This is a genomic window from Sphingobacterium sp. UBA7038 (assembly GCF_002494055.1).
Classification (GTDB): domain Bacteria; phylum Bacteroidota; class Bacteroidia; order Sphingobacteriales; family Sphingobacteriaceae; genus Sphingobacterium; species Sphingobacterium multivorum.
Genome location: NZ_DLAV01000002.1, coordinates 1 through 15,347 on the forward strand (window position 1 = coordinate 1; position 15,347 = coordinate 15,347).

Below are 15,347 nucleotides of genomic sequence, written 5' to 3' on the forward strand. Positions count from 1 at the left end.
TAAACAAACGGGCGCAGCTTACTAGTGAGGTTTGCTTGGGATTATTTGATTTTTTTTGATAATAGTTAACAGCATAAAATATAAGTGTATCCTCTTCAATAGGGAGATGATTTTTATAGTATATCTGAGTATGAGCAACTAGATAATACATGTATTGTTCTCTGTTTAAATTGGTTTTTGGTGAAGAAATAGAGTCAATGAATTTTAACGCTTTATCAGGATAATTTTCTGCGAAAATTCGAGCTTTTTGTAGCAATAGCAAATCCAAATTTTGTTGCCCACAGCCAGCCATAAAGAGAATAATGGCATAAAAGGAAAGGATAAACATAAATCTAAATTGCATAATAGTATTTATTAATAATTTATCTTGAATTTTATGATAGTTTGATAATAGTCTATTTTCAAGCCAATCGAACTTGATGTATACTAAAGAGGTTAATTTTATATAATTTTCTACTCTGAATTAAAGTTGAATCAGATTATATCATTACCTGGGCTATTTTTATGACTGTTTAAAATAATTGTTGGAATAGATCATTTCGCTTGTTTACAAGTACTATTCGTAGTTGGTTGATTTAAACTGGACTTTTCCCATAATACTTAAATTTAATTATTTACATCGAACTTTTAAGAAATATAAATAATTCACACAAATCTACTTTAAATACTTATATGGAGATTTAGAGGTATGTAAAGTTGTTCATATACTTTGAAAAGCGTTAGTCAAAAGATATATTACAGTTTTAAATAAAGCCATTTATTTATTGTTTTTTTATTAGAAACAATATGGCTGAATTGTAATATCAATTGCACGATATTAGAATGACTAATATAAATTTAAATACTTCCCCAATATTGATTTAAATAATTACTCTTTTATAGAGTAGGATGTTTGGACGAGAGACAATTGCACTAATGAACTAGTTTTAAAATTGTCGTTGTATTTATAATAGACAACTATAAATATTCTCATATTAAAGCAAGAAAACTATAAAGTCGTCTTTAAATTTAGTTTTGTTTGTTTTTTTTTATATTTTCGTTATAAATATGAGATGGAAAGCTACAATATTATTATTTTATATCCTTGCGCTATTTATGGTGCCTTGTGGGGATACGAATAATACATGTGGAACTCTTTCCAAATTTGCGGACGAAACAACGCATAGGCATAGCAATGATAGTGATGATTATTGTACTCCTTTCTGCCAGTGTACATGCTGTAGTATTTCAGTTGTTTCCTTCAATTTTGAAATCCCTGAATTAGGTGTGCTAACACAGATTTTTTCTAGGGAAAAAGTAATAATTCCGGATTTTAAATTTATCTCCCAGTATTCGGGTTCTATTTGGCAACCGCCAAAATTTTACGTTTAAGTTCATTTTAAAAGAGTATGGGTATTTGTTGCATTTTATAACAATATAAATTGCTTCTGATTTAATACTGATTTATGGCTTTATAAAGATTATAGCCAATCTTTTCAGTGTCTAATCATTCCCCTTACACACTTGTAATTCCTCTCCACCTTCTTTTAAGGTGCTAGAGCAAGCGCGATTTTTTTAATGTTAAAATAACAAAATACATTGTGTTAGACAGTATCATAAAATTCAGTATAAAGAACAAGATCATTATTGGTTTGATGACCCTGTTACTTATTATTTGGGGAGCATGGAGTGCAACAAAGTTGCCTATAGATGCGGTACCCGATATTACCAATAATCAAGTTCAGATACTCACCACTTGTCCCACGTTGGCCGGGCAGGAGGTTGAACAGCTGGTTACCTTTCCTATCGAACAAAGTATTGCAAATGTGCCCAAGATTGAAGAGATCCGTAGTATCTCGCGTTTTGGTTTGTCGGTTATTACCGTCGTTTTCGAGGAGGATATAGACATTTATTTTGCTCGACAGCTTATCAACGAACGATTAAAAGAGGCGGTTGATAAGATTCCACAGGGTATAGGTACCCCGGAAATGGCCCCTGTAAGTACCGGGCTGGGAGAAGTTTATCAATATATAATTCACCCCAAAAAAGGTAGTGAGAGTAAGTATAATGCGAAGGATCTGCGTACAATGCAGGACTGGATCGTGGCAAGACAGCTATATGGGACGCCAGGCATAGCTGAGGTGAACAGCTTCGGTGGTCAATTGAAACAATATGAGGTTGCTGTAAACCCTGATAAGCTTAGGGCTATGGGAGTTAGTATTCCTGAAATATTCACGGCTCTGGAGAAGAACAACCAAAATACGGGAGGAGCTTATATTGACAAAAAGCCTACAGCCTACTTTATCAGGGGTATCGGATTGGCAACTTCTCTCGATGATGTCAAAAAAATCGTTGTAAAAAATTCCGGAGCTGTTCCTATTTATATAGGTGATGTTGCAGATGTTAGGTTTGGTAGTGCTGTAAGATATGGTGCATTAACCTATAATGGAGAGGTTGATGCCGTGGGTGGCGTGGTAATGATGCTTAAAGGTGAAAATAGTAACGAGGTAGTAAAACGGATAAAAGAAAAACTACCGACAATTCAACAATCTTTGCCTGATGACGTGACAATTGAGCCATATTTGGATAGAACCGACTTAGTAGGAAGGGCAATGAGTACTGTGGAGAAAAACCTGATCGAAGGTGCGTTGATCGTAATCTTTGTTTTAGTACTGTTTCTTGGGAATTTCCGTGCAGGACTTATTGTTGCTTCCGCTATCCCATTAGCGCTTTTGTTTGCCTTAGGTATGATGAATGTATTTGGTGTTAGTGCTAACTTGATGAGTCTTGGAGCGATCGATTTTGGATTAATAGTGGATGGTGCGGTTATAGTTGTAGAAGCTACTATGCACCATCTTGGACTGCGGAAATCTACTGAGCGGCTAACGCAAAACGAAATGGATGATGAAGTTTTCCTTTCCGCATCCAAGATTCGTACAAGTGCCGCCTTTGGCGAGATCATCATTCTAATTGTCTATATACCAATCCTCACCCTAGTCGGTGTGGAAGGCAAGATGTTCCGCCCCATGGCGCAAACTGTTGGTTTTGCGATATTTGGAGCGTTGATATTGTCGCTGACCTATATTCCGATGATGTGTGCGTTAATTCTGTCAAAAAAACCAAGTCACAAAAAGACTTTTAGCGACAAAATGATGGATAAGCTTTCTGGTTGGTATCAGCCTCTGCTTCAAAAAGCAATCAGGATCAAATATATCATTGTAGGAGCAACTGTCGCTATTTTTGCAGTTTGTTTATTTTTCTTCAGTAGGATGGGGGGCGAATTCATTCCGCAACTGCAAGAAGGGGATTACGCCTTTCACTGTATTTTGCCGCAGGGAAGTTCATTAAATCAGAGTATCGAAACCTCCATGCAGGCTTCAAGGATAATTAAGCAATTTGATGAAGTGAAAATGGTTGTGGGTAAAACTGGAGCAGCTGAAGTGCCTACCGATCCGATGCCTCCCGAGGCAACCGATTTAATGGTCGTACTAAAGCCGCAAGACGAATGGAAGTCTGGCAGAAATTACAACGAACTTGCAGAGGCGATGATGGAAAAGCTTGAGGTTATACCGGGCGTTTTCTTTGAGAAAAACCAGCCTATTCAGATGCGTTTCAACGAGTTGATGACAGGTATAAGGCAGGATGTAGCTGTTAAGATTTTTGGTGAAAACATAGATTCACTCGCATCCTACGCAAAAGAAGTCAGTGAGGTGATTCAAACTGTCCAGGGGGCAACATCTCCACAGGTCGAGCGGGTAAGCGGTCTGCCACAAATTAATGTCGAGTATGACCGTACCCGGATTGCAAATTATGGATTGACCATTCAGGATGTCAACGATGTTGTCAGTACGGCTTTTGCAGGCAAAAGTTCAGGTCAGATCTATGAAAATGAAAGAAGGTTTGACCTTGTTGTACGTCTTGATAGTACACATCGGAGTAGCATTGATGATGTCAGTAACCTGATGATCCCAACAGATAAGGGAATACAGATTCCACTTTCGCAGGTTGCAAATATAGAGTATAAACTTGGACCTGCCCAGATAAGCAGGGAGGCAGGGAAGCGGCGTATAGTAATTGGATTCAACGTTGCAGGTCGGGACGTACAAAGTGTGGTACAGGATATCCAAAAACAATTGTCCGAAAAGATAAAATTGCCTTCAGGATATTATTTTACCTACGGAGGGCAGTTTGAAAACTTACAAAAGGCGAGTGCACGTCTGATGATTGCGGTACCAGTATCACTATTGTTAATATTTATGCTGTTGTATTTTACTTTCCATTCATTTAAGCAAGCTGCCTTAATATTTACGGCCATCCCAATGAGTGCTATTGGTGGTGTATTTGCCCTTATGGCGCGTGGTATGCCGTTCAGTATTAGTGCAGGAATCGGTTTTATTGCCCTGTTTGGAGTTGCAGTGCTTAATGGTATCGTTCTGATCGGAACGTTCAATCAACTAAAGAAAGAGGGAATAGAGGATGTTTTCAAACGAGTAAAAGAGGGTACAATGACCCGTCTGCGGCCGGTATTAATGACTGCCACTGTAGCATCACTCGGGTTTTTACCTATGGCGATTAGTACGAGTGCCGGTGCCGAAGTGCAAAAACCTCTTGCCACTGTGGTGATCGGCGGATTGATCACAGCAACATTTTTGACACTGTTTGTGCTGCCCCTCCTGTACATTATTTTTAATTCGAAGCTCAAAAAAAATGGAGACGGTAAAATGAAGGCAATAACAATGGTAATCTTAGTGTGTCTGGGAAGTTTATCGACGGTCAAGGCCCAGCAGCGGGAACGGATTTCTATCGAAAAAGCGGTGGGCACGGCGTTGGAAAATAATCAACAGTATGGGGTTAATAGTGCACAGGTAAAAAGTGCTTCCTTGAACGTCAAGACTGCAAACGATATTCCCAAAACGGGCGTGTTTGCTGAAAATGAAGATTTCCGGCCATCAGATAGAGTAGGAATTTTGAAAATCGGAGTTTCTCAAAGTATAGCATGGCCTGGCTTGTATGCTGCAAGGAAAGATTATTTTAAGCAGCAGTTAAAATATGCAGAACTTAATACCGATGTATTGAATGCTGCAATCAAACGTGATGTGCGTACCGCATACTATCAGCTTTGGTACCTGCAGGACAAACAGCTGCTTTTTAAAAAATTGGACAGTATTTACACGATGCTCTTTAAAACTACTGAAGTCAGGGTCAGGACAGGAGATGTCGCTAAATTGGATCAGGTGTCGGCTGAAGCTAAACTTAAAGAACTACGGGCTTTTCTTGAGCAGAACAAGAAAGAAATGACAGTCCAGCAGCAACAATTGATGATGCTCATGAATCAGAACGAATGGTTACTTCCTATTGCTGAATCATTAAAGAAAATCGAAGTTGAACTAGTTGAAAATAATAGTTCGCATCCGGTACTTGCTTTGCAGGAACAAAATGTCAATATTGCTTCTTCCAATATCAAAGTTCAGAAGAATACGAACAAACCGGAGTTTTCTGGAAGGTTTTTTAGTCAGCGTCTGTGGGGTGCCAAAGATCCGTTTACTGGTTTTTCAGTAATGGCTTCTTTCCCGGTTTTTGGGAGCGGCGCCTACCGGAATAAAGTAAGGGTTGCGGTTGCCGAGAAAGAAGTGCAAGAAAAAACACTTGCTTATCAGACCCAGCAGTTCCAGACACAAAGGGCATCGGCTATTGCTGAAATAGAAAAAAACTATTCTCTTCTGAATTTCTATGAAACATCGGGACTACGTCAATCTGAGGAAATAATCAGTGCTGCGACTCTGAGTTATAGAACAGGTGAAATAAGTTTTGCTGAATTAGGACAGTTCCTGAACCAGGCAATAGGTATCCGTCAGAACTATTTGGATGTACTAAACCAGTACAACCAATCAGCAATTCAATTCAATTACTTCAATAACAAATAATACAAAATGAAAATTATAGGAAAAATATTAGTTTCGGGTGTTCTTGTAGCATTTTTATATAGTTGTGGCGGACAGGCTGACAAGAAGGAAGAGAGCGGAGCCAGGAAAGAGACAAAGAAGGCAGAAGCTAGTGGTGAGGAGGGGCATGCAGAAGAAGAGTCTTCTACTATTGCATCACTTACACAAGAACAGATTAAGGCTGTTGGGATCACTCTTGGCGACATCGAAAATAAAAATCTGACAGCAACCGTCAAGGCCAACGGAGCACTTCGGGTTCCTAACAATAAGAAGGCAAATGCGACCTCGCTGTATGGAGGGGTTGTCAAAAGTCTCAAAGTGCAGCTGGGTGATTATGTTCAAAAAGGGCAGGTGATCGCCACAATAGAAAATCCACAGTTTATCCAGCTGCAGGAAGAATACATAACGATTGACAGTCGGATTACTTTAGCACAACAGGAACAGAGCCGTCAACAGGAACTTAATGAAGGGAGTGCTGGTGCATTGAAAAACCTCCAGACAGCTACTGCTGACCTGAATGCACTGATGGCTCGTAAAGCATCATTAAAAAAGCAGATACAGTTGATGGGCATTAATCCATCTAGTATTAACAGGGAGAATCTAAGGTCCGCACTTGTTGTAACAAGCCCTGTCAGTGGTACGATTAGCAATGAGCTGGCCAAGATAGGTAGTTATGTAGATGTTTCCTCTCCGGTTGTCGAAATTGTCGATAATGGTCTTTTGCATCTTGATCTTCAGGTATTCGAACGCGACTTACCTTATATGAAAATTGGACAGGTTGTCAATTTTACCATTACCAATAATCCAAAAGTTACCTACACTGCAAAGGTATTCAATATAGGCTCATCATTCGAAAACGAAAGTAAAACAATAGCTGTGCATTGTACTGTAGTAGGGAATAAAACGGGGCTAATTGACGGAATGAACATTACAGGTATGGTCAGTGTAGAAGATGTAATGGCATCGACTGTTGCTAATGATGCCATTGTAGAAGCTGACGGTAAGTTCTATATTTTTGTTCATACGGATAAGGATCCTGAAGCTGGTCACAAGGAAGGTGGTCATGAACACAAAGAAGGTGAAAGCCATGACCAGAAAGCTGAAGAAGACCATGATCACAAACCGGGGGAAAAACATGATCATGTTGCTGATAATAAGCAAACTGAAAAGAAAATTAATTTTGAAAAGATCGAAGTTGTTAAAGGAGTTTCTGAATTGGGTTACACTGTTATCACTCCTGTAACAGAAATTCCTAAGGGAGTTAAAATTGTTACCAAAGGGGCATTCTTTATCAATGCGAAATTGAGCAATACTGGTGGGCATGAACATTAATTTCTAAGTAAATGTAAAATTATGAAAACTCTGTTGTTATCTGTTGAAAATTATGTTTCCTCATTGCTAAAAGAAAACCTTTCAGGTGATTTGGGTTTTCATGGCATTACCCATACAGTTGAAGTTGCGAAAGCAGCAGTTGAAATTGGACAATTCTATAGTCTTGATGGTGGCCAAATGGAAATATTACTTGTTTCCGCCTGGTTTCACGACTGTGGTTATATTCATACCTACGCCGGACACGAGGAAAAAAGTAAACAGATAGCCAAAAGTTTTCTGACGAGATATAAAGCCGATACCGAATTTATAAATTCGGTATCGGCCTGTATCGAAGCAACAAAGTTTCCGCAGTCGCCGATGAATTTGGTGGAAATGATACTTTGTGATGCTGATTTCTTTCACTTTACTAGACCCACTTATCCTAGATATGCTATGGCGATAAGGAGAGAGTTTGAAATTTTCCTTCACAGGGTTTATTCGGATGAGGAATGGAAGACTATAAATATGGCTATGTTGCGAAACCACACTTATTGGACTTCATATGGAAAAAATGTTCTGGATAGATTTAAACAGGTCAATGTTATATTGATGAACTTTAATAGTCGGGATATACTATGAAGTGATCCGCTGGCAGTATTATGAAAAATTTCGACAACAGCTCCTTCAGGTATGGAATTTACTTGAAGATGTGTTTGACCAGCATTTACACTGTATTTTTGTTTTGCTATGAACAATATTGAAAATATTGAAATCGGTTTCGGAAGGGGGAAACCAAGATTTATAATTAATTGTTCATTATCTAAATGTACATCCGTCTAAAAATATAAAGAATGATTATTGTTCTTCACAAACCTAGAATATTCAGTTATGTTATTAAATCGAAAAATATCAATTTGGTACTTTATAAATGAGATAAAGACACAATTCATTCTGATCTCTATATTCGCCATATCGATCGGCGTGGTTGATATGCATCCGACTTTTAAAAAAGTATCCTTGCCGCTGAGTATTCCTGCTCTGATCGGAACGGCTGTTTCCCTACTACTGGCCTTTAGAACGGCTCAATCCTATGAGCGCTGGTGGGAAGCCAGAACAATATGGGGAGCTATTGTTAATGACTCCAGGAATTTACTAAGGCAGTTTATTCAATATGCTCCCGAAAGTCCCCGATACGAAATAAAAGAATTTGTGGACCGACAAATTATCTGGACTTATGCGCTGGGAGAATCGCTCCGAAAGCTGGAGTTTTCACCTAAAGTTCAGGCTTATCTGCATTTCCACGGGATAAAAGCCACAAATATACCCAATGCAATATTGGATAGACATTCAAATGCAATCAGACATCTCGCTTTCAGTGGAGCGATAACGGATATTCAACAGGTTCAGCTAAATGAAACAATAGGTAGGTTATGCGACAGCATGGGTAAGTGTGAACGTATTAAGAATACGGTCTTTCCCAGATCATATAGCATGATGGTACACACCTTGATCTACGTCTTTGCCGCGATTTTGCCTTTCGGGCTCGAAGATTCTCAGTTAACTATTGAGATCGTAATGACCATGATTATACCAATACTCTTTATTGCCATTGAAAAGACAGCCATCATTATGCAGGATCCTTTTGAGGGTACGCCAGTTGATACACCAATGACTTCGCTTGCACAAACCATCGAGATAAACCTTTTGGAAATGATTGGAGAAATAGATATTCCGGCAAATCCCAAAAATGATTCTTATTATGAAATGTAATATATCTGTAAATAATAAAATCTAAAGACTCTATGGATATGAATTTTGAACTTTTGCTTTCTGCTAAATTGGTACTCGCTCTCGTTTTAGGAAGCATCGTCGGTATAGAACGGGAAAAAGAACAGCAGAATATGGGTATAAGGACATTTGCCTGTATCTGTGTTGCCTCTTGTCTCTTTGTATCTGTTGCAGCCCACTTGACTGAAGACAGGTCTGCAACGGCAAGAATGCTGGCGGCGATTGCAACTGGCCTAGGATTTATAGGAGCCGGTATAGGATTTCGTACTGAGAAAAGTATGCCAATAGGACTGACCACAGCAGCCGGCCTCTGGACAATTGCTGCGGTTGGAATAGCTATCGCACTCAACATGTTTGTTCTTGCAATTTCTGCAACAGTTATTACCCTATTGATTTTCGTAATAAATCAATTTGAGTGGTACAAGCGATTTCTGAGAAAATTATCCGACAATAAAAATAGCGGCCATGAAACAGAATAATAATCAGTTCGATCTGCATCTTCAAAAACTCGCAGATTTGTTTGAAGGGGCGAAGAAAGAGAACAATCCCGGGCGGTATCTTTTTGAGAATGGATTAAGAACACCTTTGTTCCAATTGGAGGCATTGGCCAGGATATATAGTGTTACTGGTCCAAGAACAAAACAGTTTAGAAGAATGCGGGACAAATTTAAACAATTGGAGGACATGCTTGGGAGCATAGACTATTTTACCACTTTTGCTAAATTGTATACCAAAGACAAATGCATTCCAGAAGATGTGGGGATTTATTTTGATGCACAATTAGAAAAAGTCGTGAGGAAACTTAATAAATTACTCAAACGTAAAAACTGGTTGAATGGTAAACAATTAAAAAAAATCATCAGTGACATTGACAAAACCCAATGGAAGGCAAAAGACGAGCAGCACAGACGTCTTGTTAAATTCTATCGTTCAGAAATAGAAAAGATAATGGATTTTTCCCAGAATGGAAAATATGTTTTCAGAAACGTGGAGTCAGATATTCATGAGTTTCGTCGGAAATTACGCTGGTTAAGTATTTATGCACAATCATTACAGGGATGTGTCGAACTAGTAGATATTGAACATGAAAAGTCGGAGTTGAGAAACTACCTTACTGATACTATACTTGAGTCACCCTTTAATCGACTCCCACCTGTTGAAGAAAAGCAGACCCATCCTCTGGCGCTATCCAAGTTTGGTTTTTACGCAGTTAGCTGGATGATCGAACAGTTGGGAATACTGAAGGATCATGGACTCAGCTTACTTGCCCTGGCGGACGCTTTGAAAGAAACAGAGAAAATCAAAAAACAAAGTGATGCAATAATTAGGGCTGAGAAATATTTGGAGAAATCAATTCCTTCAATAGATGTTGTACTAAGTGAAGCAAATAAGGTCTCGAAACAATTCTTTATGGATAAAATATTAAAAAACCTTTTAAAATAAATATTATGGATCACAAACATCAATATGACGCGCAAGGCAAGCAGATCTGTTGTACGCAGACGGAAAAGGTCTATTCTAAAGCCGGAGCAAGAGAATTGGTAAAAGAGGAACATTACAAAAATGACGGACACGATCATGGCCATAGTGATGATGACGGTCATGACCACAGTAATGCCACCGGAAGTCCATTTAAAATGTTTCTACCATCTATTCTTTCTCTTTTACTTTTACTTATTGCAATATCATTGGATAACTGGCTGCCTCAGGAATGGTTTAAAGGAACAGTCAGATTTGTTTGGTATCTGGTAGCTTATGGAATCGTAGGCCTTCCGGTAATTCAAGATGCTTTTAAGAGTATAGCCAAGGGAGAGGTCTTCTCAGAATTCTTTTTGATGAGCATTGCAACCATAGGCGCGTTTTTTATCGGGGAATATCCCGAAGGGGTGGCCGTTATGCTTTTTTATGCTGTAGGCGAAGTATTTCAGACGTTGGCGGTTTCAAGAGCACAGCGTAACATAAAAGCCCTGCTGGACCAGCGGCCGGACGAAGTGAGAATTGTTGAGGAGAATCAGACCAGAGTTATTAAAGCCGAGGAGGCACAGATAGGTATGGTTATCCAATTAAAACCTGGGGAGAAACTGGGCCTTGATGGAGAACTGCTCACGGATAGTGCTTCTTTTAATACTGCCGCACTGACAGGTGAAAGTAAACCGGATACCAAAAACAAGGGGGAATCGGTGCTTGCCGGCATGATCAACCTAAATACCGTTGCTCAGGTTAAGGTGACTACCGCTTATACGGACAGCAAGCTAAGTAAGATTTTGGAATTGGTCCAAAATGCAACATCCCAGAAAGCACCTACAGAACTTTTTATAAGGAAGTTTGCCAAAGTCTACACCCCAATCGTTGTTTTTCTTGCAATCGGAATATGTTTGCTACCTTATTTCTTTTTAGAGAACTACGTATTCAATGACTGGCTTTACAGAGCTTTAGTCTTCTTGGTAATTTCATGTCCTTGTGCATTGGTAATTTCTATTCCATTGGGATATTTTGGAGGTATTGGAGCTGCCAGTCGTAATGGTATTTTATTCAAAGGCAGTAATTTCCTTGATACTATGGCTGCCATAAAGAATGTAGTAATGGATAAAACTGGTACAATGACCGAAGGTGTTTTTAAAGTGCAAGAAGTAGTTTTTAATTCCGATTTCGATAAAGCTGAAATTCTAAAACTCGTAAATGCCATCGAAAGTCTTAGCACGCATCCTGTAGCAACGGCCATACACGAATATGTAGGAGATGTTGATAGTTCCATAAAATTAGAAAACACTGAAGAGATTCCCGGTCATGGTTTGAAAGCGCAGATTGACGGAAAAGAATTACTGGTCGGCAATTTTAAACTGATGGACAGATTCAATATTAAATATGATCTAGATCCATTATCAATTGTCTACACAACTATTGCGGTGGCTAAAGACAGTAAATTTGTGGGCTACATTACCATTGCCGATAGCATAAAGGAAGATTCCCAAAAGACTATTGATATGCTTCATAAGCTCAATGTAAAAGCGACGATGTTGAGCGGAGATAAGACAACTGTTGTTAGATTTGTTGCAGATAAGCTGGGGATCGACAAGGCTTTTGGAGATCTCTTGCCTGAAGACAAAGTAAACAAAGTAAAAGAGATGAAGGCAAAAAATGAAACTGTTGCCTTCGTAGGAGACGGGGTAAATGACGCTCCGGTAGTTGCTTTAAGTGATGTGGGAATTGCTATGGGAGGACTTGGAAGCGATGCGACAATTGAGACAGCAGATGTTGTTATTCAGGATGACAAGCCTTCTAAAATCCCGATAGCCATTAATATTGGCAAGAAAACAAAAAAAATTGTTTGGCAGAATATCATACTAGCGTTTGTGGTGAAAGGCATAGTTCTTATTCTTGGGGCTGGAGGTCTTGCTACTATGTGGGAAGCCGTATTTGCTGACGTAGGGGTTTCGCTAATTGCGATATTGAATGCTATAAGGATCCAGCGGATGAAATTTTAAATAAAATTTGAATGTTATTGGAAACAGTATTCTATAAAACATCATGTTTAGTAGGGTCTTAGCTTTTTTATACAATAAAATGATCATCTAGGATGTTTTGTAATAAAGCAAGACATCCTTATTGTTAGCCTTTGAAAGGAATATCCAATTAGACTGTATTTATCAAATTTACGAAGGAATCAAAAATATGTTGGTATTGTTTAGTCTAAGTATCGGTCATGGCTGTCCGACATTCCTGTTTTCCATCTGTAAATCTTGCAGCATCATGTTGGGGTATCTTTATAATTAATGTGTTAGTGAAGTTTTTCTCATAAGTCTAAACGGTCATTAACTTTTGTAGCTTTTTTTGTTCTAACCTGTGTTGAAAGAAAAATAGGTTTTGAGAAATGTTGTATTAGGAAGTTTAGGATTATAAAATTATTGTTGATGCAAATGAGTATCAATTTATGTTTTTATCAAATTTTAATATAGGATTTCTATTTTTTATTGTTCCAGTTGTATTGAAATGAAAAAAAAACATAATGTACACAAGAGAAAACCTGCTGTTAAGAGGAGAAAGAGAAAACATACCTCTACTATATCCCAGAAGTCTTTTAAAGAGAGAAAATCACCCTTTTTGATTTTTATGGTCATTATACTGTCCATTATAACAATAATTACAATCATCGTTCAGATAAAACATATATATATACATATTTCAGGAAGAGGGCATTAAAATTCAATAATCAACTTAAAATTTTAGTAATGTTAGGTACTGTATTCACAGTATTTGATTGTGTTTTAGAAGAAGTTGATTGTTAGATTAGTAGTTCAAAATTACGAATTCGAATTATTTATAATAATCCCCTCAACTAACATTTATAGAAATAATAAACAGATAATTGAGGTCAAGATTTTAGGTGTTAAAAGTGTGTCAATATTCAATAAAGGTTTTAAGAACGTTTAAGATTTGTATTAATACGCAAAATATTATCAGAATATTTGCAATTTTTTATTTTTGATAAATGTATAACATTAGTATATGCTAGTTTTGTTTTAAGCCTAGAAAATGTTACTATTGTGTTTTGTCACTTTTGGTTTAAAGTATCATGTATAGACGTGTTTTATGTGTCCTGTTGATTGTTATATCGGTTATCTTATGTAAAGCAGGAACTGGACAGGATACTGCGTTGATACAACTGCTTCAGATGATCGACAAAAAGGAAGTGTTTATGGCCCTCAAAGAAGCGAGAATAGACGATTTGGGACGACAACTTCAGAAATCAATAAATAACACTTCCGGACAATACGAATTAAACAAGCTCCTTTACCAAGAATATTCTTCATATAAACTAGATTCTGCGATTATATATGCTAGGGGAAATGTAAAATTAGCCAAAAGAAGTGGCGATTTCTTCCAAATCAATGAAAGTAATCTGGATCTTGCTTCATTTTACTTCACAGCAGGTATGTATATTGACGCCTATAAAATATTGGCCACTGTAGGTAAGAACAAGCTTCCTAGAGAACTGTTGATCAAGTATTACGATGCGTGGAAAAGGCTCTATAAATTTTATTCATTTTCAAATACCGACGATCGGCAGTATGCTATTCGGAGTGACCGCTATCGCGATTCGCTCTTAAGTGAACTGGACACGGCAAGTAGTCAATACCGTATAGTTTATGCCGAAAAGCTCCATGATGAAGGGAAATTTGAGGAAGCGAAAAAGAGTTTGATGTATATGCTTGATCTTTCCCGAAAAGAGGATCATGAACATGCCATCTTATGTTATGCCCTGGCTAATATCTATGAAAAGGAAGGAAATATTGACCTTCAACGCAAATATTTGACGCTATCCGCGATTAGTGATATTAAAAACGCCATCAAGGAGAATGCCTCGATGCAGGCATTAGCGACCTTATTGTATAAGTCAAACCATATTGAAGAAGCCTATAGCTGTATCAAATCGTCAATGGAGGATGCTATATTTTGTAATGCCCGTTTCCGGACCTATGAAGCTTCGCAGATCTTTCCAATCATAAACTCAGCTTATCAAGAAAATGAATTACAACAAAAGGCAAAATTGACAATCTTTCTAGCGATTGTCAGTATCCTATCGCTGTGCCTCATTATAGCAGTTATTTTGATATACAGGCAGATGAAGCGGGTAAATCGCGTCCGTAGAGAGCTCTTCGAACTCAATCAAAAATTGCAGGTGCTCAATCAGCAATTGAATACAGCCAATGACGAACTTCATACCACCAATAGCGAAGTGCTGTCTATGAATAGCGAGTTGGCAGAAACCAATCACATCAAAGAAGCCTATATCGGTGAGTTCCTAAACTTATGTTCCTTATATATTGATAAGCTCGAAAAATACCAGATTTCGCTCAACAAGATGGTCATGGCCAAGAAGATCGAAGAGCTCAAGCAGATGCTTAAATCACGCGATATGATCGACCATGAAGTAAGAGAATTATACGCCACTTTTGATCATGTATTTTTGCACTTGTATCCGAACTTTGTGGAAGATTTCAATGCACTGTTAGTCGCAGATATGCAAGTCGTCTTAAAGCCAAATGAAGTACTGAGCCCGGAACTCCGTATTTTTGCATTGATACGTTTGGGTATTACAGACAGCGCAAAGATAGCCCGTTTCCTGCACTATTCAACCAATACCATTTATACCTACCGGACCAAATTCAGAAATAAAGCTGCCGTCCCGCGCGAAGATTTTGATGAATTGGTCACAAAAATAGGTCGAAAAGCCCTAAATTATTGACCTAATCTTCTATATATTTCTTTGTTGTATTTGATGTAATATTCTGTTTTTTAGGTTTTTACGTTTTTGTTGTTTCTATA

At 38.1% G+C, this 15,347-nt stretch carries 10 protein-coding genes; 9 read left to right on the forward strand and 1 reads right to left on the reverse strand.

Going from position 1 to position 15,347, the window contains the following annotated elements:
* Window positions 1-343, reverse strand: a 343-nt coding sequence (locus tag B3H30_RS00265; protein ID WP_286832965.1) for a hypothetical protein, incomplete at its 3' end; no start/stop codon positions are given.
* Window positions 344-1,047: 704 nt separating this feature from the next.
* On the opposite strand from B3H30_RS00265, the gene B3H30_RS24810 reads away from it, so the two are divergent.
* From B3H30_RS24810 to B3H30_RS00305, 9 genes are all read left to right on the forward strand, one after another.
* Entirely contained in the window at window positions 1,048-1,371 is a 324-nt protein-coding gene (locus tag B3H30_RS24810) for a DUF6660 family protein (RefSeq protein WP_088160810.1), read from the forward strand.
* A 209-nt stretch (window positions 1,372-1,580) separates the two neighbouring features.
* The gene (locus B3H30_RS00270; protein ID WP_088160811.1) at window positions 1,581-5,903 is read left to right on the forward strand and encodes a CusA/CzcA family heavy metal efflux RND transporter; all 4,323 of its coding nucleotides are present in this window, start codon (window positions 1,581-1,583) and stop codon (window positions 5,901-5,903) included.
* A 6-nt stretch (window positions 5,904-5,909) separates the two neighbouring features.
* On the forward strand, window positions 5,910-7,253 hold the full coding sequence (locus B3H30_RS00275) for an efflux RND transporter periplasmic adaptor subunit (protein ID WP_088160812.1): 1,344 nt from the start codon (window positions 5,910-5,912) through the stop codon (window positions 7,251-7,253).
* A 21-nt stretch (window positions 7,254-7,274) separates the two neighbouring features.
* Window positions 7,275-7,871, forward strand: a complete 597-nt coding sequence (locus B3H30_RS00280; RefSeq protein WP_088160813.1) for an HD domain-containing protein — start codon at window positions 7,275-7,277, stop codon at window positions 7,869-7,871.
* A 249-nt stretch (window positions 7,872-8,120) separates the two neighbouring features.
* Window positions 8,121-9,002: a bestrophin family protein gene (locus B3H30_RS00285; protein ID WP_088160814.1), complete on the forward strand. Its 882-nt coding sequence runs from the start codon at window positions 8,121-8,123 to the stop codon at window positions 9,000-9,002.
* 32 nt (window positions 9,003-9,034) lie between these two features.
* Entirely contained in the window at window positions 9,035-9,499 is a 465-nt protein-coding gene (locus tag B3H30_RS00290; protein ID WP_088160815.1) for an MgtC/SapB family protein, read from the forward strand.
* Complete coding sequence (locus B3H30_RS00295) at window positions 9,486-10,463, forward strand: hypothetical protein (protein ID WP_088160816.1); 978 nt, start codon at window positions 9,486-9,488, stop codon at window positions 10,461-10,463. Before B3H30_RS00290 ends, B3H30_RS00295 begins: the two co-directional genes overlap by 14 nt.
* A 5-nt stretch (window positions 10,464-10,468) precedes the next feature.
* Complete coding sequence (locus tag B3H30_RS00300; RefSeq protein WP_088160817.1) at window positions 10,469-12,505, forward strand: heavy metal translocating P-type ATPase; 2,037 nt, start codon at window positions 10,469-10,471, stop codon at window positions 12,503-12,505.
* 1,088 nt (window positions 12,506-13,593) lie between these two features.
* Window positions 13,594-15,267 (forward strand): DUF6377 domain-containing protein, encoded by a 1,674-nt coding sequence (locus tag B3H30_RS00305; protein WP_088160819.1) that lies wholly within the window; start codon window positions 13,594-13,596, stop codon window positions 15,265-15,267.
* Window positions 15,268-15,347 lie beyond the last annotated feature (80 nt).